A 24,099-nucleotide genomic window follows, 5' to 3' on the forward strand; every position below is an offset into this window, starting at 1 on the left:
CCGCCGACAGGCCTATCACGCCCGATGAATGACTGATCTGTTCGGACAAGATGCATCGCCGCCCCCCGCAGACGCGCCAGACAGCAGCGCGCCGCTGGCCGACCGGCTGCGCCCGCAGTCGCTTGGCGAGGTGGTCGGGCAGGAACACCTGACCGGCCCCGAAGGCGCGATCGGGCGGATGGTGGCGGCGGGCCGGCTTGCAAGCATGATCCTGTGGGGGCCGCCCGGCACCGGCAAGACCAGCATCGCCCGCCTGCTCGCCGATGCCGTGGGGATGCGCTACGCCGCGATCAGCGCGGTGTTTTCCGGCGTGGCCGATCTCAAGAAGGCCTTTGCCGAGGCGGAAAGGTTCGCCGGTGCGGGCCGCAAGACGCTGTTGTTCGTGGACGAGATCCATCGCTTCAACCGCGCCCAGCAGGATGGCTTCCTGCCCTATGTCGAACGCGGGGTGGTGACGCTGGTCGGCGCGACCACCGAGAACCCCAGCTTTGCTCTCAACGCCGCGCTGCTTTCCCGCGCGCAGGTGTTGGTGCTGAACCGGCTGGACGATGATGCGCTGGCGGCGCTGCTGGCGAAGGCGGAAAGCCTTGAAGGCCCCCTCCCCCTCACCCCCGAAGCCCGCGCCGCGCTGATCGCGCAGGCCGATGGTGACGGGCGGTTTCTGCTGGGGCAGGCCGAGACGCTCTATGCGGCGGGCCTGCCAGAGCCGCTCGATCCGGCGATGCTGGGCAGCTTCCTGCAACGCCGCGTCGCCGTCTATGACAAGGACCGCGACGGGCACTACAATCTGATCTCGGCCCTGCACAAGTCGGTGCGCGGCAGCGATCCGCAGGCCGCGCTCTACTGGCTGGCGCGGATGCTGGTCGCGGGAGAGGAGCCGCTGTTCCTCGCAAGGCGGCTGGTGCGCATGGCGGTGGAGGATATCGGCATGGCCGATCCCCATGCGCTCCCGCAATGCATGGCGGCGATGGAGGCCTATCGCTTCCTCGGCAGCCCCGAGGGCGAACTGGCGCTGGTGCAGGCCTGCCTCTACCTCGCCACCGCCCCCAAATCGAACGCGGCCTATCTGGCGCAGAAGGCCGCGTGGAAGGCGGCAAAAGACACCGGCAGCCTGATGCCGCCGATGAACATCGTCAACCCGACGACGGGCCTGATGGAAAGCCTAGGCTACGGCAAGGGCTACACCTATGATCACGACACGCCCGAGGGCTTTTCCGGCAACAATTACTGGCCCGAAGGCATGGCGCCCGAGCAATTCTACACGCCCGTGGAACGCGGGTTCGAGCGCGAGGTGAAGAAGCGGCTCGATTACTGGGACAAGCTGCGGCGGGAACGCGGCGGGTGACCCGCTTCGCCCGCTTTCTCGCAGTCGACTGGTCGGGCGCCAGGGGACCGCGTCAGAAAGGCATCGCGCTTGCGGTGGCGCAGGCCGAGGGCGGGCCGCCCCGGCTCATCCCGCCGCCCGACCCCAAGGGCTGGGCGCGCAGCGAGGTGCTGGCAATGTTGCAGCGGCTCGATGCGCCGACGCTGGTGGGGCTCGATCTCGGCATCGGGCTGCCTTTCGTGGATGCGGGCGCGTTCTTCCCCGGCTGGGACGCCTCGCCACAGGACGCGCGCGGATTGTGGGCGCTGATCGATGCCCTGTGCGCGGGTGATCCCAATCTTGAGGCGGGCGGGTTCGTGACCCACAAGCAGGCCTCGCGCTATTTCCGCCACGGCGCGGGTCTGGAGGGCGACCGCTTCCTGTTGCCCGGCGCTGCCAGCCGCGAAGGCCGTTTCCGCGTCGCCGAAATCGCGCAGCGCAGCGCAGGCGTGCGGCCGGTGAGCAATTTCAACCTCGTCGGCGCGGCGCAGGTCGGCAAGTCGAGCCTTACGGGCATGCGGATGCTCCACCGGCTGGGAGGCAAGGTGCCGGTTTGGCCGGTCGATCCGCTGCCGCAGGAAGGCTCGGTGGTGACCGAAATATACACCTCGGTCGCGGCGCGGCTGGGCGGGGTGACGGGCGCGGCCACCAAGGTGCGCAGCTACGCGGCGCTGAATGACGCGCTCGACGCGCTCGGCTCGCCGCCGGTCAAGGGTAGCGGCGCAATCGACGATCACTCCTCCGACGCGCTGCTCACCGCTGCATGGCTGCGCCGCGTGCACGGCCAGCGCGATCTGTGGCACCCGGCAGGCCTGACGCCCGAAGTGGCGCGAACAGAGGGATGGACTTTCGGCGCGTTCTAGGATTAGGGCACATCCACGGTCAGCCGGCTTAGCTCAGTTGGTAGAGCACCTGATTTGTAATCAGGGGGCCACGGGTTCGAATCCTGTAGCCGGCACCGCTTTCGCGCCAGACAGCAGAAGGCGCTAACCCAGCTTCAGGAAGAATTCCTCGCGCTCGCGGCGCAGTTGGTCGGGCGTCAGCGCCGACAGTGCGTCGAGTTCCGCGCGCAAGGCCAGCGCCAGCCGCTTGACCATCGCCTCGGGATCGCGGTGCGCTCCGCCGGTCGGCTCGTAGACGATGCGGTGGATCACGCCGAGCCTGAGCAGGTCCGCAGCCGTCACCTTCATCGCCTCGGCCGCATCAGCCGCGTGGCCGGCGGTGCGCCACAGGATCGAGGCGCAGCCTTCGGGCGAAATCACCGAATAGACCGCGTGTTCCAGCATCAGCACGCGGTTGGCCGCCGCCAGCGCCACCGCCCCGCCCGATCCGCCCTCGCCGATGATCACCGCCACCAGCGGCACGCCGAGTGCCAGACAGGCCTCGGTCGAGCGGGCGATGGCTTCCGCCTGCCCGCGCGCCTCGGCATCGACGCCGGGGAAGGCGCCTGGCGTGTCGACCAGCGTCACCACCGGCAGGCCGAAACGCCCCGCCAGTTCCATCAGGCGGATCGCCTTGCGATAGCCTTCGGGCCGCGCCATGCCGAAATTGTGGCGAAGGCGCCCCGGCGTATCCTCGCCCTTCACATGGCCGATCACCATCACCTTGCGCCCTTCGAAGCGCGCAAACCCGCCGATGATCGCCTGATCCTCGCCGAAAGTGCGGTCACCCGCGATCGGCAGGAAATCGCTGAACAGCCCGGCCACCAGCCGCTCGAAACGCGGGCGCTGCGGGTGGCGGGCGACCAGCGTGCGCTCCCACGGCGACAGGCGCGCATAGGTGTCCGCCAGCAGCCGCTCGGCACGTTCGGCCAGCATCCGCGCCTCGGCCGTGCCCTCGGCATGGGCGGCAAGCTCCGCCGCATGCTTGTCGAGCGCCTCGATCGGCTTTTCGAAGGGCAGATACTGGATCATCGCCGGGGCAGTATCACACCGTCATCGACATGCCGCGATAAATCCGCGCACGATAGCGCGAGTCTTCGGCATCGGGCAGCGGCGCGCCGACCAGCAGCACTGCACGGGCGAAGCGGCGCACCTCCTCCAGATGCTCGTCGAGATCGCGGGGCTCCTCGGATTGCACGCGGCGGGTGAGGTTGATCTGGTTGACCGGCACATCATGCACCAGCCGCTCGTTCTCGACCGCCAGTGTCGCAGTGAAGGCGTGGAGCGTCGTCTTGATGAAGTTCGCCAGCGCGAAGGCCGGGGACTTGTCGCCCATCGGCACATCGGGGCTGGTCAGCACCAGCTGGCAATCATCATAGAGCGAGGCGCGGCGGCTGACGCGGAAGTGGTGGGTGAGATTGTCGGCCACCACCTCGCGGAACTCCTCGGGCGTCAGCGGATCGTCGGTCGCAAACAGCTTGCCCGGCAGCGCCGACATAGGGGTCGAGAGGATCGTGGTCGGCTTGCCCCAGGCGACCAGCGCCTCGTCCATCGCGGCTTCGATGTCGGTGGTCTTGACCAGCGAGGTCAGCGCCTCGGCGGTCTCCGGCTCGAGCTGCGCCTTGACCGCCTCGAAAGCCTCGGCCGTGCGGGTGATCAGCACCACGTTGGCGACGTGGCAATCCTCGATGAAGGCGCGCGCGGTCTCGGCGAGGTAATCGGCGAGGTGTTCGCCGATGATCCAAACGGTCTTGCCGCGCATCTGGTCGAGCCGCTCCTGCTTCGGGCTGCCGAACAGCTCGCGCTCGGTCGTGGAGCGTTCCACGCTGAGGCCGCCCGAGGGCATGAAGGTCTCGCCGCTGACGGCGCGGTCGGCGAGGAAGAACACCGTCGCCTGCGCCACGTCATGCTCGGTCGGCATCTTGCCGAGGTAGAGCTTCGAGAGCACGCCGGTGCCGACCTTCTTGGCCTCGACCGCGATCTTGTCGGCGGGGAGGAAGGGCGCGTCCTCGGGCGGTACGCGCAGCAGCCAGTCGGCATCGCTCTCGGGCGTGGCCGGACGGTCATTCCACTCGGGCGCGTCGAGGAACAGCCCCGCCTGCCGCAAGCGCCCGATCAGACCGGCGGCGATCTGCGGAGTCAGCAGGTACTGGTCCCAGGTGCAGGTGCCGTCCCCCTCGCGGGCGCAGGCCAGCGCGAGTTCGCGCAGCTCGCGGGGATTGTTGGTATCGTGGCTCATCTTGACGGTATCGTTGCGCGCCAGCCGCGCCAGCACCGCCTCGACCCGCACGCCGCGCCGGATCGCCTTGATCGCGGCGGCGTGGACCGCGTTCAATCGCTTGTTTTCAAGGATTAGCTTGCCGCGCCGCTCGAACAGACCGGGCTTGCCGCCGGTGCCCGAAAGGCGATCCCCATCCACCGGCCCCGGCGCAATCGCGTTGAACTGCACCTCGGGGCCGAGATAGCGCGCCATGCTCTCGACCATCGCGCGCTGCCCGGCCTTCGAAACGGCGTAATCGGCGCGGTTCGGGTAAGCGACCGCAAGATATTTCTCGCCCCCGAAATAGGACGAGACATTGAGGATATACCCCGATCCTTGCGCCTTCATCAGCGGCGCGACGTGGTGCATCAGGAAATAGTTCGACACGAGGTTGGCATCGAGCGTGTAGTTCCACGCGTCCACGCCCATATCGACCACCATGTCCTCCGCGCCCGCAACGCCCGCGTTGTTGATCAGGTAATCGATCCGCCCGAAGGCCTTCAATGTCGCGTCGACCGCACCCTTCAGGCTTTCGAAATTGCTGACTTCGACATTGGCGAGGGTCTGCACGCGGCGCTCGACACCGGCAAAGCCGATATCCTCCAGCTCGGAGACAATCCGCGCCCGCGCCACGGCGAGTTCGCTTTCGCGGCGGGCGACCATCATCACCTTGCCCCCTGCCAGCGCCAGCAGCCGCGCCACCTGCCCGCCGATGCCCGCCGAACCGCCGGTGATCAGCGCGACCTTGCCCAAGTGCAGCCCGGTGATGTTTTCGGAGAAGCCCGGCATGGCCTTGCGCGCCCCGGTCGCCTCGCCAATGTTCGCCGGGACATAAAGCGTGATCTCGCCGAGCTTGCTTTCCTTCAGCAGGATGCGCGCCGCGTGGCCCGCGGTGAAGCGGATGTTCTCGGCCTCGGTATTGGTGAAGCGCACGATCTGGTTGCCCCACTCGGCCTGACGACGGCGCCCGTGGGCGGTGTCGATGGCAGATTCGTCGCGCCAGATGCGGATCAGCTGTTCGGTCGCGGCGCGCAGGATATGGCCGTAGATGTCGCCCTTCCCGTCGCTCACGTGGCTGACGAACACGAAGCGCGGCGGTTGCAGCAGGTTGTCGTGCCGCTTCCAGTAACGGCTCATGGTGCGGGCCAGCGCCATGTTGCCCGCCAGTTCGGCGTCCATCAGCGCTTCGACCACGCCATCGTCAGCCGCGGTCACCGCGCCTGCCAGTTCGCCCGCGCCCAGCGCCGGCAGGAACAGCGCGCCGCTGATCGGCGTGCCAGCCTTGCTGTATTCCTCCAGCGCGGCTTCCATCGCTGCGGGATCCTTGCGGCTGAAGCGGATGATCGACAGGCTGCCCTCGACGCCCAGCGCCTTGCAGCGCTTCTCGGCAATGGCGACATCGGCGGCACGCGGCAGGCCCAACACCACCGCCGCCCCGCAGGCGAGCTGCACCTGCGCGATTTCCAGCGCCTCTTCCCAATCATCCCCTGCCGCGATCAGCACGGCAAGGCCGGTGCCGTCCATCGAACGCATGGTGGGCCGGGCGAGATAGGTGGAGCGCTGTTCCTTGCGCACGGTCATGCCGTGGGTGACCTCGAAATCATGGCCGTTATAGGCCGCGCTCTCGTCCGATCCGAGGAACACGCAGGTCGTCGCAATATCGGTCGGCGTCGGGAAGGTCTTGGCCTTCGCGTTCCCGCCGGTGGCCCGCTCGAGGCTCATCATGTCGAAGAACTGGTTGGCGGTCGTGCCGGCCTCGTCCCCGCGGGCCTTGTCCATCGTGGCGAATACGGTGCGGATGCGCTCGCTCTCGATCGGGCCGGGATAGACGAGGTTGACGCGGATACCCTTCGGTCCCAGTTCCAGCGACAATTCGCGGCTCCACGCATTCATCGCCGCCTTGGGCACCACGTAAGCAGCGCGGGCGTAATAGGGCGTGCGGCTGAAAATGGTCGAAACGTTGATGATCGACCCGCCTTCGGGGATGTGCGGCGCGGCGGTGCGGGCGACGTTCCACGCGACGCCGAAGATGTTGCGCAGCGCATCGGCCAAAGTCTCGCTGTCGGTGCCTGCGAGCTCTTCTGCGGAGAGGGGAAGGTTCTCGATCGGCTGCTTGGGACCGGCGCTGCCGGCGTTGTTCACCAGAATGTCGATCCGGCCGAACTTCGCCACCACTTCGTCAATCGCGACGCGGACCGAGGCGATGTCCCCGCCATCCAGCGCAACGGTGGCAACCCGTGCGGGATCGGCGCCGGTCGCCTTGACCAGCGCATCGGCGGCGGCCTGCGTGCGATCGGGCGTGCGGCCCGTCATCACCACGGTTGCGCCCTCTGCAAGGTAGTGCGCGGCAATATGGCCGCCGAGATTGCCCGCAGCGCCGGTAATCACCGCGATCTTGCCCGCAAGCCGCCCCGGAACATCGCCCTGGAGGGCAGGCGCAGCACTGGCGGCTTTCAACTTGGCCATAACACTCTCCTCAGAAAATTGCCGCGAAGTCACGCTTCGCTTGGTGTTTCGTTCAAACCCTGGGGAGGAGAGCTAAGAACGTTTCAAAAACCGCAACGCACGGATCAGCTTTCCGGTTCCCCGCCGGCCAGCGCAGCCCCCAAGGCAGCCCAAGCTTCGAGCAGCGCATCGCGGCTCCTGAGGCCCATTTCAGGGAGCGCGTGGTTGACCACATAGGTGGATCCCGTGTGCCGGTTCTCCCACATCGCCTGATGGGCTTCCGGCAAGCCGTCCCACGGCACGACTTCCGGCTCGGTCACTTCGAGCAGGCCCGCGGCGATCATATCGTTCATCCGTGCAACCTCGTAGGCGTTGCACAGGTGCGTGCCGAAGATTTGCGCGGTGGGCATGTAGATGCGCCGCTGGCGGGTCCAGACCTGCGGCGCGTAAAAGGTGAAGCGGCAGCCCTTCAGGTCTTCCGCAAAGATCACCCTGCCGGTGAAAGGCTTGACCAGCGAGGTCGAGATGCCAAGCGTGTCCTGCCCGGCCCGCTCGAACACCAGATCGGGGCTGCCACGCGGGTTGTCGGGCGAGCGCAGGATCTTGCCGACCGCCGAGCCGAAGGGCTTCATCACCCGGTCCTGATAATCGCGCACCGCCGCCTTGAAGACCTCGATATCGGCCTTGGCATCGGGCAGGCGCGGCATGGTGTCGGGCCAGTGGAAATTCGCGCCCTCGCGGCGGCGGATGCTCTCGAGCGAGACGATCCCCTCGATCGCGTCTTCCAGCCCCAGCGATTGCAGGAACTCGCGCTGGCCATCGGTGGTGGTGGCGATCACCGAACGGGCATTGAAGCGCCGCGCGGCTTCGATCATCTCGAGGCCGGTTTCATCGAGCAGATCGCTCGATCCCGGCCCGTAGAAGATCAGCACCGCCTCGCCCCCACGAAGGGCCGCACGGCGGAGCATTTCTTCAGGGGACGCCGTGCCCGGCTTGCCCATGAAGCTGAAGTGGTAGCCCGAAGAGGCGCCGTAGAAGGCCAGCGTGCCGCCCTCGGCGAGCAGCTGGAACGAGCGCGGGAAGGCGGTCTCGCCCGCGTGGCTCACCACATAATCGGCGAGCCTGCCCCCGTTCAGCGCCTTGTATGCCTCGATCAGCGGCGCGCCGGCGGCTTCCCACGCCTGGGCCTCGGCCTTGTCCTCAGGCACCACGGTGTAGAGGTCCACGAAGCGCGCATCCTTGCGGTTGATCGCCCCGACCGCACCCTGCACCTTGGTGATAAAGTTGGCGCGTTCCTCGGACGACACCAGCCCCGTCACCTGCAAGCCGGTGCGCACCGATGATCGCAGCGCATCCAGCCCCGTCCCCGTCGCCGCACCCTCGACGAACAAGGTCCGCCCCGGCGCGATTTGCAAGGTGGTGAACAGGCACCGCGCAATGGTGCCGAGGTTGAGCACATAGCTCCCCGCCTGCTCCAGCGTCAGATCAGGCGGCACCTTGTGCATCTGCGGGGCCTGCACAGTCAGGAACTGCGCATGGCTGCCGGTCTCGGTCTCGTAGCCCTGAATGCTGAAGTCCGCATACATCGGATCATTGCCGACCAGCGGCGAGAGAATGTCATTGGTGCCGGAATAGACCGTCACCAGATCGCCGACCTTGATCCGCCCCTGCGCCCGCGTCTCGCTGCCAAGTGCGGCGACCAGCGCGATGCCGCCGGAGCCCGTGATCTGCACGTCCTCCTCATGCGCATCGAAGGGCGAGACGGGGATGCCGGTCAGCGCCCAGATGTCGTTGAAGTTGACCTCGCTGGTCAGCATGTAGAGCAGCGCCTCGTTGGGGGCAGGCTCGGGCACCTTGACGATCAGCTCCTTCTCGTGGCTCGCGGGCGGGCCGAAGCGGGGCTGGCCGGTATCGGGATCGCGGGCGATGCCGAAGGCATATTGGTGACGCGGGATCGGGGTCACGCCGGGGTAGAACGGCGCTCCCACAGGAAGCAGCTCGCCTGCCGCTTCCAACGCCTGCGCACGCATCTCGTGCTCGGCGTCGATCCACACGCCATCGCGCCGCACCGGAAGCGGGGGCGCAACCTTGTCCATGAACTGCTTGATGCCGGTTTTGCCGCCTTCGGGATCGACGATGGCCTCGGCAAACAGCTTGGCCTCGCGTGCGGTGCCTTGGGTGATCCCCTGTTCGAGGCCCACCCGCACCGCGTCGAGCGCCCGCGCACCCGCCTGCCCGCGCCCTGCCCAGTCGAGCTGCCTGAGGATGCGCTGGAGGAAATCGTCCGCCAGCACCGCATCGAGGCTGATGTCCGAGGCCGTGTCCCAGCGGCTGACCGCAGCCTGCCGCTCGGCAAAGGCCTTGCCCAGCGCGGAGTCCGCCCCGTGCTTCACATAATCGCGCACCGCTGCGTGCGCCTGCGAGAGTGCATCATGCGCGCCTTCGACCAGTTCATCGACGAGGCCGATGCCGGTCGCGGCTTCAGCGGTGATGCTGCGCCCGCCGAGGATCAGGTCGAGCGCATCGCGCACGCCCTCGGCCCCGCGCCGGTCGGCGAGCAGGCGCGGCAGGCGCTGGGTGCCGCCGTATCCGGGCAACAGCCGCAGCCGGATTTCGGGCTGGCCGAAACGTGCCACCGGCTCGGCCACGCGGTAATGGCAGGCGAGCGCGAATTCCATGCCCCCGCCCAGCGCCACCCCCTGCACCGCCGCGACGCAGGGCTTGCGCATGCTCTCGATGGTGCGGAAAGCGAGGTGCGCGTTGTTCGGCAGCACCATGGCTTCGTCAACGGTGTGGATTTCCTCCAGCATCTGGCGGATATCCGCCCCGGCGACGAAGGACGAGGTGCCCTCTCCGGTGAACACCACCGCGACGACACTATCATCGCGCGCCAGCGTGGAGGTGACCAGCACCAGCTCGTCGATGGCGCGTTCGTTGAGCGCGTTGACCGGCGGGTTGGTGACGGTGACGGTCGCGACCTGCTTGCCCGGCGCAACCGTGTTATACTGCACGAGGAAGTAGCGGTGCCGGTCGAACAGCGCCTGTTCGTCGCTCATGCGCTGCTTGCGTTGCCAGTCGGCGATGACGGTGCGCAGTTCGTCCAGCGCCTCGGGATTGCGCAGCGTCGTCACGTCACCGACATCCTCGCCCACCACCAGCGCGCGGACCATGCGGCGCATGTATTTGCCGCTGCGGGTTTCGGGGAATTGCGAGACTTCGATGAAGTCGGCGGGAACGGCGACCGCCCCCTTCTCGGTGCGGACGAGATCGAACAGCCGGCGCTTGTCCTCGTGCGTCAGCTTGCGGCCCGCGACGGGGACCACGAAGGCGAGCGGGGTCAGCCCCTTCTCGCGGTGCGGCGCGCCGACCACCAGCACGTTGCCCACCGGCGAGTCCGGCGCCAATGCCTTGTCGCGCAGCACCGCGCCTTCGATTTCCTCGGTCCCCATGCGGTGGCCCGAGACGTTGATGACGTCGTCCGAGCGGCCATGCAGCGAGAAGGAACCGTCGTCGTGCCGGATCGCGAAGTCGCCCTGGGTATAGGCCCATGCGCCCTTCCAGCGCCTCCAGTAGCCATCCTCCCACCGCGCCGCATCGCCGCGCCATTCAGGCGCAACGCGGCCGTCCTCGACTGTGAAGCCCGCGATGTCGCCCCAGATGGTGCGCGCCAGATAGGGATAGGGCGAAGCGATCACGATTTCGCCCTTCTCGCCGATTTCGGCCTTGCGCCATGGCACGCCGCCCGCGTCGGAGCGGGTGAAGGGCGCAGCCGCCCCGGCCCCCGCCTCGTCCTCAACCCACACATCGCCGACGATCCACGGCAGCGGATAGGCGTGGGCATCGGGCCGCAGCGGGAAATCGTCATTGGCGAACATGTGCGTCCACGCAATCCCGCCGTGTTCGGTCGCCCAGTAGCTATTGATGTAGCGCTCGGTAACGTGCTCCATCCCGAAGGCTTGGACACTGGGGCTGACCGGCTCGGCGCAGAAGGTCGCCACCCTCAGCCCGCTCATGTCGTAGCGCTGCAATTCGGCAAGGTTTGCAGGGTCCGACATGATCGATTTGAGGAAGGTCACCCCCGCCTTGAAGATGCGGACATCGTGCCGCTCGATCATCGAGGCGAAGCGGCCCGCGTGCGGGAATACCGGCGATCCTTCGGACACCAGCGTCGTCACCCGCGTCATCAGCGGGGCGCAGATCAGGTAGCTTTGCCCGGTGATCCAGCCCGGATCGGCGACCACGAACAGCGTGTCGCCGGGGCGGGCATCGAAGCTGACCTTCATCGTCTCGGCCACACCCGCGGCATATCCATGCGCGTGGACGATCCCCTTGGGCTTGCCGGTGCTGCCCGAGGTGTAGATGAAGAACATCGGATAGTCGGCATCAACCGGCATCGGCCTGGACGAAGCCCAGATGGCGCGCACGAAATCCGCGTCAGCCAGCGCCAGCAATTCGGCTTCGGACTGCACGGCAAAGCCTGCGCCCCGTGCCCGCTCCAGCACGGTGACCAGCGCAGCTTCCGTGAGGTCGTGGCTCCAGCGGTCACGTTCCTCGCGCCAGATCATGTCGGGCTGGTGGGTGTGGCGACACACGATCACCGCCTCGACCCGCGGCGGCAGAGTGACGAGGCTTGAGGCAATCGCGATCCGCACCCGCGCTGCGTCAGCCGAGGTGATCCGGCCCTCTGCGCCGAGGTTGATCAGCGCCCGGCCCACGCCGCGCATAACATCCGAACGATCGACCGTGATCTCTCCGGCCAGTGCCTCGCGCACGGTGTCGAGGATCGTCTCATGCCCACCTTCGGGCAGGCCGAGATCAAGCCCGCCGAGGATGGCGAGCGCGGTCGTCACCGGCACGAAATTGTCGAGCGCCGGGTCGGTATAGGCGTTCTTGAAGGCGGCGACCTGCGCGTTGCGGTAAGAGCCGTCGCTGGTCACGATCACGCGTGCACCGGTATCGGCAATGCGGTCGGACAGGGTCTTGTCGGAAAAGCCGCCGAACACCGCCGTATAGACCACGCCCATCCGCTTGGCGGCTTCGGTCCAGTAGATCTGCGGCACGATGCTCGGCATGTTGAGCGCCATGCGGTCACCCGGCTTCAGGCCCAGCGCCTCCAGCGCCACGGCGCACTTGGCGACCTCCAGCAGCAAGCGCTTGCGGTTGACGGTGAAGCAGTCGATCGGCGCGCCCTTGCCGCCGTTGGCGCTCATGTCCCAGCGGTCGCCCTCGAAGATCAGCGCGGCTTCATCGCCGTGGCCGGACAGCACATGGCGATCGAGTTCGGAAAAGGCGGCATTGGTGCGCCCGCCCACGAACCAGCGCCAGTGGGGCGCGTGGCTGCCGTCGAAACCGGTGTGCCAGGGGGTGAAATCTGCGGGTAGATCGGGGCTGACGGGGGCTGCGGTGCCGGCGTCCCAGCCATGCCAGCGCCCGTCATCGCCCTTCGCCAGCCATGCGCCCGAAGCGCCGCAGCCGGCGACGAACCAGTGCATGTTGCGCGCAGCAATGTCGCCATGGAAAGCGCCCGGATCGGCGAGTGCGGCAGCGCGCATCGCCTCCCACTGGGCACGATTGTTCACGGGATTGGTCAGCACGTCGGCTGCGCGTTCAAGCAAAGCGTTCTCAGAGATGACACCATCCCCCCGATAATCGCAAAAACTCGCAGTGCGCGATCCCGAACGCTCGGCGGTAATGCAGTAAAATTGCATTGCGCGGCGATGACGGGCAAGAAAATGCCGTCACCGCGCACGCAGTTGTAACGCTGCTGCGCGCAAAGCGTTCCGTGATGGCCGATCAGCCCGTCGCTGGCCGCTTTCGCTCTGGCGCGGCGTAACCTTTTCTCAATCATGCCAGGGCTATGCCCAGACCCTAAGGGCGCAGTGCATCCGGGCCATGGCCATGGTGAATGCCGGTGCGACAACGCCTCTGGAACAAGGACGAGGCATGGCTCTGGGCTTTCTCAAAAGCACCCGCGATTCTGCGAAACCGGGCCGCGGGCGTGCTGCGGAAAGGGAGCAGGCCGCCGCCCGCCCCGGCCGCGTCACGGTGCTCAGCGAGGTCGAGGAACTCGGCATCGGCATGTTCTGGGCCACCGACGCCGAGGGCAATCTGACCTTCCTGTCCGACCGTGCGATCGATGATCTGGGCAATGATGCAGGCGAGCTGATCGGCAGGCCGCTGTCGCAGGTGTTCCAGGATATCGAGGCAGAACCCGGCGCCCCGACCCAGCGATCGCTGTCGTTCAAGCTCAAGGTCCGCTCGAAGCTGGAAGAACATATCGTCGCGGTCCAGAGCGGGCGCGGCAGCACCCGCTGGTGGCGGCTCAACGGACGCCCGCTGCTGGATGCGAAGGACAATTTCCTCGGCTATCGCGGCAGCGCGGTCGATATCTCGGCGCAGTATGCCTACGAAACGCAGGTCGCACGGCAATCGCAGGTTGATGAACTGACCGGCCTTGCCAACCGCCGCAAGCTGAATGACCGGCTGACCACGATGCTCAGCGCCTTCCGCGTCAGCCGGCGCAGCTGCGCGCTGATGATGATCGATCTCGACCGGTTCAAGCAGGTCAACGACACCATGGGCCACCCCGCGGGCGACGAGCTGCTGCGGCAGGTCGGCCAGCGCCTGACCGGGATCGTCAAGGATCACGGCGAGGTCGGACGGCTGGGCGGCGACGAATTCCAGGTGCTGCTGCCCGACATGGACGACCGCGGGACGCTGGGCGAACTGGCCAACCGCATCGTGCAATCGGTCTCGCAACCCTATACCATCAACGGCCGGCGGGCGATCATCGGCACCTCGGTCGGGATTGCGATTGCGCCCTATGACGGGCTGGAGGCCGACGAACTGACCGGCGCGGCGGACATGGCGCTCTATTCCGCCAAGGAAACCCGCGGCGGCACCTTCTGCTTCTTCACCACCGAGCTGCGCGACCGCGCCAACAAGACCGCCCAGCTGGGCGACCGGCTGCGCGATGCGGTGGACCGCGACGAGCTGAACCTCGTCTACCAGCCGCTGGTCGATCCGGTCACCAACGAGGTCAAGTGCTTTGAGGCGCTTCTGCGCTGGCACGATGACGAGGCCGGCAACATCTCGCCCGCCGATTTCATTCCGGTGGCAGAGAATGACGATCTGATCATCCGCATCGGCGAGGCAGCCCTGCGCAAGGCCTGCATGGATGCGCTGCAATGGCCGCCCAATACCCGCGTTGCCGTGAATGTTTCGGCCAAGCAGTTCGTGCGCCCCGGCTATCGCAAGGCGGTGGCGGCCGCGCTGGAGGCATCGGGGCTGCCGCCGGGCCGGCTGGAGCTGGAGATTACCGAGAGCGTCTTTGTCGGCGATCAGGATGCGGTGGACGTGATCTTCCGCGATCTGAAGAAGCTCGGCGTCAGGCTGGCGCTGGACGATTTCGGCACGGGCTATTCATCGCTCGGCTATCTCAAGCACGGCCATTTCGACAAGATCAAGATCGACCAGAGCTTCGTGCGCGGCTGCACCGAGAACGGCGATATCAACCCGGCGATCATCACCGCCATCGTCGCCCTGGCCAAGGCGCTGGGGATGGAGACCGTGGCCGAGGGTGTCGAGGCGATGGACGAGCTCGATCTCGTCAGGGAACGCGGCGCGGATCTGGTGCAGGGCTATATCTACTCGCGCCCGCTGTCGCAGGACGACGTGCTCGCCGGGTTCGCCGAGGGGAGCATGAAGGTCACGCCCGAAGGCCCGCCGCGCCACCGGGCCGAACGCATTACCATCTTCAAGAAGGTCGGCCTGATCCACGAGGATCATTACTACGACGTGATCCTGCGCAACCTGTCGAAGACCGGGGCGCGCATCAACGGGCTGGCGGGTGTGCCGGTCGGCACCGATGTGGTGCTCGATCTAGGCCACGGCCAGCTGGTGGTCAGCAAGGTGGTCAACGCCACCGAGGCGAGCCAGGGCCTGAAGTTCGAAACCCCGCTGATCAGCGACGGTTCGGGCGGCTTCATGACCCGCCACCGCATCTCGCCCTATTCGCTGGCCGAGGCCGGCATTCCGCTCGCCGCGCTGGGACCGGGCGCTTTCCCGCTGGCCAAATGGCGCGAGGCCAACAAGAGCATCCCGCGCTTCGTGCAGCTTGATCTCAGCGTCTGATGTTTCACGTGAAACATTGCTGAAATCGGGCTGAAAACGGGCCTAAACAGGGTCTAGAGGGGGTCTAGAACGACCTAGACGGGGTCTAAACCCGCCGAAATCATCCACGCCCGCGATAGGACGGCACGCCCTGATCGGGCAGCCACAGGCCTTCCGGAGCCACGCCCGATTGCCAGAACACATCGATCGGAATGCCCCCGCGCGGATACCAGTATCCGCCGATCCGCAGCCATTGCGGACGCATTTCTTCGAACAATCGCACCCCGATGCCCACGGTCACATCCTCGTGGAACCCGTTGTGGTTGCGGAAAGACCCCAGAAACAGCTTGAGGCTCTTGCTCTCCACAATCGTTTCGCCCGGCACATAATCGATCACCAGATGCGCGAAATCGGGCTGGCTGGTCACCGGACACAGCGAGGTGAATTCGGGGCTGACAAAGCGCACCAGATAGGTGAGGCCCGGACGCGGGTTGGGAACATAGTCGAGCACCGCGGTTTCGGGCGAGGTCGGCAGCGGGGTATCCTTGCCGAGGAACTGCGGAGTGCCTGCGGGGCTGTGCGAGGTCGTGGTCATGCGCGGGCTGTTGCCTTGAATGGGGGATGGGTGCAAGCGGGGAACTGGACGAAGACCCTGCAAAATCCCTATGCGGGACAGCGGGCGTTCACGATCTTTCGCGCAACGCACCATCCTGTTTTCCGATCCCTCAGACTGCTTCGAGCCATGAACACCGCGCATCTCCGCCCGATTGCCCGCCGATGTGTCCTGCCTGCCGCGCTGGCGATTGCCGCGCCGCTGGCCGCGCAGGATCAGGCCGAAGCGCCTGCGCCCGCCACCCCTGCTGGCGAGGCGGTGGAGATGGTATCAGAGCCGGTGGTGCAACCCCTGCCCGCGCCTTCCGCCACGCCGACCCGCGCCCCGGCGCCGCGCCCTGCCGCAACGCCTGCGCCGGTCGCATCTGCTGCGCCGGAACCCGCCGTGCCGGAGACCGACGCGCCTGCGCCCGAGGCTACCCCCGATCCGCTCGCCGTGCCCGCCGCACCGCCCCCGCTGGCGCCCGCCGCTCCGGCAGATGACATCGCCATTACGCCCTTCGGCACCACCGACGCCTTAGCTGGAGAGTCTGTCCTGCCGGCATGGTGGCCCTGGGCTGCCGCCGCACTGGCCGCGCTGCTGGCGCTGGCGGGCGGTATCGCGGTGTGGCGCAACCGCGCATCGAAAGTGCTGCGCCTCGCCACGCCGCTCGCCGCGCCTGCCGCAGCCGCACCGGTGCCCGATCTGCCGCGCATCGATGTGTCGGTCGAGATCACCGCCGCCACTCGCAGCGTGATGATGTTCACGCTGCAATACCGGCTCAACCTTGCCAACCGCACCGACAAGGCCGTGAGCGACCTTAGCATCGCGGTGCAGCTGGCCAGCGCACGGCGCGGCGGCGACAATGCACCTTCGGCTGGCGCGGCCCACCCTGCCCCCGGCGTCGCGCGCATCGGCCCGCATCAAAGTCGCAGCGTCACCGGCGAAATCCGCCTGCCGCTGAACGAGATCGCGATCCTGCAACAGGGCAGCGCGTCGCTGTTCATCCCGCTGCTGCACGTGACACTGGAGGGCGAAGGCCAGAGCGCGCAGACCCGCAGCTTCGTGATCGGCACGCCGACCGCCACGGGCAGCACACGGCTGCATCCGATCCTGCTCGATACCCCGCCGGGATCGATCCCCGGCCTGATGGCGCAGCCGATCGCCATTCCGCCCGCTTCGGGCGCGGCCTGACCGACCACGCTTGGCAGGAGGCGCATGTGCGGGCTAGTGTCGGCCCATGACACAGCTTCCTTCTGCCCTCGTTTCAACCGGGTGGCTCGCCGATCATCTGGACGCGCCCGGTCTGGCGCTGCTCGATGCCTCCCACCACCTGCCCGCTGCGGGACGCGATGCGGCGGCGGAATTTGCCGCGGGGCACATCCCCGGTGCGCGGTTTATGGGCCTTGCCAGCCTGTTCGATGCCGGATCGGCCGTGCCCTATGCCCTGCCGACGCCCGATCAGCTCGCGGCAAGGCTCGGCCTGCTGGGGGTCGGGCATCAGGATGCGATCGTCCTTTATGATGACAGCGCGATCCGCACCGCGGCGCGGGGCTGGTTCATGCTGACCGCGATGGGGTGGGAAAATGTCGCGATCCTCGATGGCGGGCTCGGCAAATGGCGCGCGGAACAGCGCCCGCTCGCCATCGGCGCAGAACATGGCGAGGCGGTAGCCCCGGCCCATCTCGCCGCGCCCCGCAAGGTGCGCAGCAAGGCCGACATGCTCGACAATCTCGACGGCGGGAGCGAACAGGTGATCGACGCCCGCAGTGCCGACCGGGTCTATGGCACCGGCACCGATCCCGTCCACGGCCTGCCGATGGGACGCATCCCCGGCGCGCTCAACCTGCCCTTTACCGAAGTGCTCAACCCCGACGGCACCTACAAATCGTTTGAGGCCATCCGTTCCGCCTTTGAAGACGCGGGCCTCGATATGACCCGCCCGATTGTCGCCACCTGCGGCAGCGGAGTGACGGCGAGCGTGCTGCTGTTCGCGCTGCATCTGATCGGCGAGGACAATACCGCGCTGTATGACGGCAGCTGGAGCGAATGGGGCGCCGATCCCGATACGCCCAAGGCGCAAGGGCCAGACCACGGCGGGCCCGACACGTGAGCGGCGGCGGGGACGACCGGCATCTGAAGCCCGCCACCCGCCTGGTGCGCGGCGGGCGGCGCAAGGAATGGACCGGGCCGGTGGTCAACCCGCCGGTGTGGCGCGCCTCCACCCACCTCTATGAAAAGGACGCCGATCGCCATGCGGCAGGCGGCAACAATGCCGACGGGCAGTTCTTCTATGGCCGCCGCGGCGCGCCGACCCAGTGGGCGCTGGCAGACGCGCTGACCGCGATCGAGCCGGGCGCTCATGGCACCGTGCTCTGGCCCAGCGGGGTGGCGGCGATTGCGGGCTGCATGCTTGCCGTGCTAAAACCGGGCGACCGGCTGCTGATGGCCGACAATGCCTATGATCCCTCGCGCAGCATGGCGACCGGCCTGCTGGCGCGCATGGGGGTGGCCACTGCCTTCTTCGACCCGCGTGATCCGGATGCCTACCGCGCCCTGTTTGCCGCCGGTCCGGTGAAGGCGGTGTGGCTCGAAAGCCCCGGCAGCCTCACCTTCGAGGTCTGCGACGTGCCGCTGCTCGCCGCCATCGCCCGCGAACATGGCGCGGTGACGATGATCGACAACACCTGGGCCAGCCCGCTGGGCTTTGCCGCGCTGGAGCATGGCTGCGACATCGTGATGATGAGCCTGTCGAAGCATGTCGGCGGCCATTCCGATCTGATGATGGGCAGCGCGAGCGCGGGCAAGCGCTGGTATGCCGCCCTGCGCCGCGTGTCGCAGGAACTGGGGCAGGTCGTCTCCCCCGATGACGCCGCGCTGGCCGCAAGGGGCCTGCGCACCATGGGCGTGCGGCTGGAGGCCCAGACCCGCACCGCGCTGAAGGTCGCCGCGTGGCTGGAGCAACAGCCGCAGGTCGCCCGCGTGCTGTGCCCGATGCTCCCCTCCGATCCCGGCCATGCGCTGTGGCGGCGCGATTTCACCGGCGGCTGCGGGCTGTTCGCCTTCGTGCTGGCGAGCGATGATGCGGCGGCCTCGGCCCGCGTGGCGGACGCGCTGGCGCTGTTCGGCATCGGCTACAGCTGGGGCGGGTTCGAAAGCCTCGCCCTGCCGATCCGGCCCGGCGATTACCGCGATGTCATGCCCGGCACCGGCGGCGCGCCCGCGATCCGCCTCGCCATCGGGCTGGAGGATGCGGACGACCTGATCGCCGATCTCGAACAGGCGCTGGCACAGGCATGAGCGCGCCCGCCGAGCCTGTCAGCGGCGCGGACATCGTGCGCGAGGACATTACCGAGCGCAGCGAAACCTTCGGCGATATCGTCAACCGGCTGGATGGCCTCGCGCTGGAAATCGGCACCTGGCGGGTGTCGCTGTTCGACCTGCTGTTTGCGGCGGGCGCGGTGCTGCTGGCGCTGGGGTTCGCGATGGTCGCCACCCGCCTCACCCGCAGCGGATTGCGCCGCCTGACCGCGCTCGACGGCACGCAGCGCGCGCTGGCGGAGAAAATCGCCACGATCATCATCTGGATCGTGACCTTCCTGATCGGGGTCGATCTGCTCGGCATCGATCTCACCGCGCTGACGGTGTTTTCCGGCGCTTTCGGCCTTGCCATCGGGTTCGGCCTGCAAAAGACCTTCGGCAACCTGATTTCGGGCATCATCCTGCTGATGGACAAGTCGATCAAGCCGGGGGACGTGATCGCGGTGACCGATCAAGCGGGCGTGCAGACATTCGGCCAGATCCGCAAGATCGGCATCCGCGCCATCTCGGTCGTGACGCGGGACGAACGCGAATACCTCATCCCCAACGAAAACCTGATGATCAACCAGGTCGAAAACTGGTCCTATTCGTCGAAGAACGTGCGGGTGCAGGTGCCGGTCGGGGTCAGCTATGCCGCCGACATGGCGCTCGCCGAAAAGCTGATGCTGGAAGCCGCCGCCAAGGCCCGCCGCGTGCTCGCCACCCCGCCGCCGACAGTGTGGTGGAGCGGGTTCGGCGAGAATTCGGTCGATTTCACCATCCACTGCTGGATCAACGATCCCGAAGAGGGTGTCGGCAATGTCCGCAGCGAGGTGCTCAAACACCTGTGGGCGCTGTTCAGGGAACACGGGATCGAAATTCCCTTCCCCCAGCGCGATATCAACCTGCGTCAGAGCGAGACGCTCGACCGGATGATCGCGGCGCTGGAGGCACGCGACAAAAGCTAAGCTACGCGCAGGCCAAACCATTCTCGCTGGCACGCTGGCACGCGCTGGCCCATCTGCGCTGCCATGCGAAAGACCGGCACCATCTATCTTGTCGGCGCGGGGCCGGGTCCGGTGGACCTGCTCACCCTGCGCGCCGCGCGCCTGATCGAACAGGCGGAAGTGATCGTCCATGACGGACTGATCGGCCCCGACATTCTCGGCCTTGCCCGCCCCGATGCGCGGCTGATCTCCGTCGCCAAACAGCGCGCCCGCCACACCCTGCCGCAGGAAGCGATCAACGCGCTGCTGGTGGCAGAGGCGCAGGCCGGACGCGATGTCGTGCGGCTGAAGGGCGGCGATCCCTTCATCTTCGGGCGCGGCGGCGAGGAGGCCGAGGCGGCGCGGGCGGCAGGCGTTCGCGTCGAAGTCGTCCCCGGCATCAGCGCAGCGCAGGGCGCGGGCGCGGCGGCGCAGATCGCGCTCACCCACCGCGACGCTTCCAGCATCGTCAGCTTCGTCGCGGGCCAGTGCAAGGGCCTTTCCGAACAGGACTGGTCGGGTCTGGCCGGCAAGGGCCGCACGCTGGTGATCTACATGGGCGTGTCCACCGCGCCGCAAATCGCCGAGAAGCTGATGGCCGATGGCCTCGCCCCCGACATGCCGGTGGCCGTGATCGAAAACGCCGCGCGCCCCGAAATGCGCGTGCTGCGCGGGCTGCTCGCCGCCCTGCCCGATCTGGTCGAAGCCGAAGCGGTCAAAAGCCCCGCGCTGATCGTGATCGGCGAGGTGACCGCGCGCCTCCCCGACACCAGCCGTCATCCCAGCGCAAGCTGGGACCTAGAGCGGCAAGCGCAGTTCATTGAAGCCCTAGGCCCCAGCCTGCGCTGGGGTGACGGAGAGCAAAAGCCATGAAAATCCTCACCGGCAACGACCTGCGCAGCGGCGCGGTGACATGGTGGGACGGCAAGGGCTGGTCGCTGTTCGTCGATGATGCGGTCGACGTTGGCGAGGAGGCCGGAGAAATCCTCGCCCGCGAGGAAGCCGCCCGCCGCGTCAACGTGCCCTATGCCATCGACGCCAGCATTGACGCCGCCGGCCATGTCCGCCCCGCCCACATCAAGGACCGCGTGCGCGCACTCGGCCCGACCGTGCGGCGCGACCTTGCTGTGCCAACCGCCGACAAGACCGGCTGGGACTGGGTGATCTGATGACCACTGCACACACCTTTGCCGTTCGTGTCGAGCGTAGTCGAGACACCCACGCGAGCCGCCTTCTCGACTTCGCTCGAAGCGAACGGAGTTTCTGATGTATCGTTACGACCAATATGACCAGGCGATGGTCGATGCCCGCGTGGAGGAATTCCGCGATCAGGCCCGCCGCCGTCTCGAAGGCAAGCTGACCGAGGACCAGTTCAAGCCATTGCGGCTGATGAACGGGCTCTACCTGCAACTCCACGCCTATATGCTGCGCGTGGCGATCCCCTATGGCACGCTCGACAGCCGCCAGATGGAGGCGCTGGCCGACATCGCCGAGCGCTACGATCGCGGCTATGGCCACTTCACCACCCGCCAGAATATCCAGTACAACTGGATCAGGCTGGAGGATGCCGCCGATGCGCTTGCCGACCTCGCCAAGGTCGAAATGCATGCGATCCAGACCAGCGGCAACTGCATCCGCAACATCTCGTCCGATCACTTCGCAGGCGCTGCCGCCGACGAGGTGGTGGACCCCCGCCCCTATGCCGAGCTGATGCGCCAGTGGTCGAGCTTCCATCCGGAGTTCACCTACCTGCCGCGCAAGTTCAAGATCGCGGTGATCGCCTCGGAAAAGGACCGCGCCGCGATGCGGCTGCACGATATCGGGGTGCGGATCGTCAAGCGTGACGGGGAAATCGGCGCGCAGTTCTACGCCGGTGGCGGGATGGGCCGCACGCCCATGATCGCCCCGCTGATCCGCGACTTCGTGCCGATCGACCAGTTCATCACCTATGCCGAGGCGGCCTTGCGGGTCTACAACCGCTACGGCCGGCGCGACAACAAGTACAAGGCGCGGATCAAGATCCTCGTCCATGAGCTCGGCGCGGCGGAGTATATCCGGCAGGTCGAGGAGGAATTCGCGCACCTTCTGAGCATCGGCGTGGAGCCGCCGCGTGAGGAACTCGAACGCATCAAGACGCATTTCACCCCACCCCCGTTCGTGTCGAGCGCAGTCGAGACACCCAGCCTCTCGACGTTGCTCGAGGCGAACGGAGGACAGGGCAGCAGGTTTGGCCAGTGGGTTCGCCAGAACACCCACCCCCACAAGGCACCCGGTTACGTCTCTGCCGTGATCAGCCTCAAACCCGTCGGCGGCATTCCCGGCGATGCCACTGCGGACCAGATGCGGATCGTGGCACGGCTGGCGAAGCTCTATTCCTTTGACGAACTGCGGGTGATGCACACCCAGAACCTGCTGCTGCCGCATGTCGCGATCAGCGATCTGCACGCGGTGTGGACGGCGCTGGAGGCAGCGGGCCTTGCCGCGCCCAACATGGACACGATCGAGGATATCATCGCCTGCCCGGGCCTCGACTATTGCTCGCTTGCCAACGCCCGCTCGATCCCGCTCGCCCAGCGCATTTCGGAGCGGTTCGCGCAAACCGGCCGCACCGGGCAAGTGGGCGAGTTGAAGCTCAAAATCTCCGGCTGCATCAATGCCTGCGGGCACCACCACGCGGGCCACATCGGCATCCTTGGCGTCGACAAGAAGGGTGTGGAGAATTACCAGCTTTCGCTCGGCGGCAGCGAGGCCGAGGATGTCAGTCTCGCCAAGATCACCGGCCCCGGCTTTGACGAGGACGGCGTGATCGCCGCGGTCGAGAAAGTCACCGACGTCTATCTCGCCAGCCGCACCGAGGGCGAGCGCTTCCTCGATACCTACCGCCGCATCGGCATGGAGCCGTTCAAGGAGGCGCTTTATGGGTGACACCCAGAACCTCGGCACCTCCCCCGACGAGGTGCAATTCCGCTTCCGTGACGATGAGCCCGTCGATCACGGCACGGTGACGGTCGATTCCGCGCTGGAGCAAACCAACGCCAACGCCGTGCGGATCGAGCCGGGCGACGATGCGCGCCTGCTCTTGCCGTTCCTCGATCGCCTGGCGCTGGTGGAGGTCAACTTCCCCGTCTTCGGCGACGGGCGCGGCTATTCGGCGGCCCGCATCCTGCGCGAGGCGGGCTATACCGGCGAATTGCGCGCGGTGGGCGCGGTGCTGATCGACCAGCTCAGCCACATGCGCCGCTGCGGCTTCGACAGCTTCGCCCCCGACCAGCGGTTGGACGAGGAAGACGCGAAGCGCGCCTTTGCGACATGGGAGAATGTCTACCAGCGCGCCGCCGACCGCAGGGCCACCATCGCGGACAAGCGCCATGAAGCCTGAACTCAGGCTCGTCCCCGGCACCCGCACCCGCGACGCGCTCGACCTCGCCCCGCGCTTTACCGAGCATGATGCGGTGCGTTTGAACCGGATGTTCCGCGGCAGCACGACGGCTGAAATGCTCGAAGCGGTGATCCGTGATCGCCTGGCGGGCGATCTGGCGGTGGTCTCCAGCTTCGGGGCGGAGAGCGCGGTGCTGCTGCATCTCGTCGCCAGCGTCGACAGGCAAGTGCCGGTGCTGTTCCTCGACACGGGCAAGCATTTTGCCGAAACGCTGGCCTATCGCGACACGCTGGCGGCGCGCCTCGGCCTCAACCTCGTGGTGCTGACGCCGGACGCAGCCGACCTTGCGGCAAAGGACGAAACCGGCCTGAGGTGGTCCTACGATCCCGATGGCTGCTGCGAGATCCGCAAGGTGCGCCCGCTGGCGAAGGCTTTGCTGGATTACGATGCCAGCTTCACCGGCAGGAAGGCGTTTCAGGCCGCGACCCGCGCCAATCTGCCGCGCTTCGAACTCGACACCTCGGACGCGGCTGGACGGCTCAAGATCAACCCGCTGATCGATTGGGACGCGGGCCAGATCGAAGGCTATTTCATCGCCCACGACCTGCCGCGCCACCCGCTGATCGCGCAGGGCTATCCTTCGATCGGCTGCTCCCCCTGCACCTCGCAGGTGCTCCCGGGCGAAGACCCGCGTTCAGGGCGGTGGAAAGGCTGGGACAAGACCGAATGCGGCATCCACAAGCCGGGCGAGGAGCCGTTCTTGTAGAGGCGCGGCTGCCGT

At 67.2% G+C, this 24,099-nt stretch carries 16 protein-coding genes and 1 tRNA gene; 13 read left to right on the forward strand and 4 right to left on the reverse strand.

The window, feature by feature from the left end; translation table 11 throughout:
- Positions 1-28: 28 nt before the first annotated feature.
- The 3 genes from ACU0AG_RS00690 to ACU0AG_RS00700 all read left to right on the forward strand — a co-directional run bounded on the left by ACU0AG_RS00690 (position 29) and on the right by ACU0AG_RS00700 (position 2,321).
- A complete protein-coding gene (locus ACU0AG_RS00690; protein WP_482780332.1) occupies positions 29-1,345 on the forward strand; it encodes a replication-associated recombination protein A in 1,317 nt (438 codons plus the stop codon).
- Positions 1,342-2,226, forward strand: coding sequence for a hypothetical protein (locus ACU0AG_RS00695; RefSeq protein ID WP_482780333.1), 885 nt, complete (start codon positions 1,342-1,344; stop codon positions 2,224-2,226). The genes ACU0AG_RS00690 and ACU0AG_RS00695 overlap by 4 nt, the downstream gene beginning before the upstream one ends.
- A 22-nt stretch (positions 2,227-2,248) precedes the next feature.
- Positions 2,249-2,321: transfer RNA gene (locus ACU0AG_RS00700), tRNA-Thr, on the forward strand.
- 28 nt (positions 2,322-2,349) lie between these two features.
- Here ACU0AG_RS00700 and ACU0AG_RS00705 read toward each other — a convergent pair.
- The 3 genes from ACU0AG_RS00705 to ACU0AG_RS00715 form a co-directional block, all read right to left on the reverse strand.
- The gene (locus tag ACU0AG_RS00705; RefSeq protein WP_482780334.1) at positions 2,350-3,276 is read right to left on the reverse strand and encodes an acetyl-CoA carboxylase carboxyltransferase subunit alpha; all 927 of its coding nucleotides are present in this window, start codon (positions 3,274-3,276) and stop codon (positions 2,350-2,352) included.
- Positions 3,277-3,289: 13 nt separating this feature from the next.
- Positions 3,290-6,970 carry an SDR family NAD(P)-dependent oxidoreductase gene (locus ACU0AG_RS00710; RefSeq protein WP_482780335.1) on the reverse strand — a complete coding sequence of 1,227 codons (3,681 nt, stop codon included), beginning with the start codon at positions 6,968-6,970 and terminating at the stop codon, positions 3,290-3,292.
- A 104-nt stretch (positions 6,971-7,074) separates the two neighbouring features.
- Positions 7,075-12,528, reverse strand: coding sequence for an AMP-binding protein (locus ACU0AG_RS00715; protein ID WP_482780336.1), 5,454 nt, complete (start codon positions 12,526-12,528; stop codon positions 7,075-7,077).
- 364 nt (positions 12,529-12,892) lie between these two features.
- On the opposite strand from ACU0AG_RS00715, the gene ACU0AG_RS00720 reads away from it, so the two are divergent.
- Positions 12,893-15,082: a putative bifunctional diguanylate cyclase/phosphodiesterase gene (locus ACU0AG_RS00720; RefSeq protein WP_482780337.1), complete on the forward strand. Its 2,190-nt coding sequence runs from the start codon at positions 12,893-12,895 to the stop codon at positions 15,080-15,082.
- 100 nt (positions 15,083-15,182) lie between these two features.
- On the opposite strand, the gene queF is transcribed toward ACU0AG_RS00720, so the two are convergent.
- The gene (gene queF / locus ACU0AG_RS00725) at positions 15,183-15,656 is read right to left on the reverse strand and encodes a preQ(1) synthase (protein ID WP_482780338.1); all 474 of its coding nucleotides are present in this window, start codon (positions 15,654-15,656) and stop codon (positions 15,183-15,185) included.
- A 147-nt stretch (positions 15,657-15,803) separates the two neighbouring features.
- Here queF and ACU0AG_RS00730 point away from each other — a divergent pair, with 147 nt between their 5' ends.
- From ACU0AG_RS00730 to ACU0AG_RS00770, 9 genes are all read left to right on the forward strand, one after another.
- Positions 15,804-16,847 carry a hypothetical protein gene (locus ACU0AG_RS00730; protein WP_482780339.1) on the forward strand — a complete coding sequence of 348 codons (1,044 nt, stop codon included), beginning with the start codon at positions 15,804-15,806 and terminating at the stop codon, positions 16,845-16,847.
- A gap of 46 nt (positions 16,848-16,893) precedes the next feature.
- Positions 16,894-17,766 carry a sulfurtransferase gene (locus tag ACU0AG_RS00735; RefSeq protein ID WP_482780340.1) on the forward strand — a complete coding sequence of 291 codons (873 nt, stop codon included), beginning with the start codon at positions 16,894-16,896 and terminating at the stop codon, positions 17,764-17,766.
- Entirely contained in the window at positions 17,763-18,953 is a 1,191-nt protein-coding gene (metC, locus tag ACU0AG_RS00740; RefSeq protein WP_482780341.1) for a cystathionine beta-lyase, read from the forward strand. Before ACU0AG_RS00735 ends, metC begins: the two co-directional genes overlap by 4 nt.
- Complete coding sequence (locus tag ACU0AG_RS00745) at positions 18,950-19,921, forward strand: mechanosensitive ion channel family protein (RefSeq protein WP_482780342.1); 972 nt, start codon at positions 18,950-18,952, stop codon at positions 19,919-19,921. Before metC ends, ACU0AG_RS00745 begins: the two co-directional genes overlap by 4 nt.
- Positions 19,922-19,984: 63 nt before the next feature.
- The gene (gene cobA, locus ACU0AG_RS00750; protein ID WP_482780343.1) at positions 19,985-20,812 is read left to right on the forward strand and encodes a uroporphyrinogen-III C-methyltransferase; all 828 of its coding nucleotides are present in this window, start codon (positions 19,985-19,987) and stop codon (positions 20,810-20,812) included.
- Complete coding sequence (locus ACU0AG_RS00755) at positions 20,809-21,108, forward strand: DUF2849 domain-containing protein (RefSeq protein ID WP_482780344.1); 300 nt, start codon at positions 20,809-20,811, stop codon at positions 21,106-21,108. The genes cobA and ACU0AG_RS00755 overlap by 4 nt, the downstream gene beginning before the upstream one ends.
- A 97-nt stretch (positions 21,109-21,205) precedes the next feature.
- Positions 21,206-22,864: a nitrite/sulfite reductase gene (locus ACU0AG_RS00760; RefSeq protein ID WP_482780345.1), complete on the forward strand. Its 1,659-nt coding sequence runs from the start codon at positions 21,206-21,208 to the stop codon at positions 22,862-22,864.
- On the forward strand, positions 22,857-23,318 hold the full coding sequence (locus ACU0AG_RS00765) for a DUF934 domain-containing protein (RefSeq protein WP_482780346.1): 462 nt from the start codon (positions 22,857-22,859) through the stop codon (positions 23,316-23,318). The genes ACU0AG_RS00760 and ACU0AG_RS00765 overlap by 8 nt, the downstream gene beginning before the upstream one ends.
- Positions 23,308-24,084, forward strand: coding sequence for a phosphoadenylyl-sulfate reductase (locus ACU0AG_RS00770; RefSeq protein WP_482780347.1), 777 nt, complete (start codon positions 23,308-23,310; stop codon positions 24,082-24,084). The genes ACU0AG_RS00765 and ACU0AG_RS00770 overlap by 11 nt, the downstream gene beginning before the upstream one ends.
- Positions 24,085-24,099: the final 15 nt, after the last annotated feature.

Source organism: Erythrobacter sp. RANMB8, from assembly GCF_056848235.1.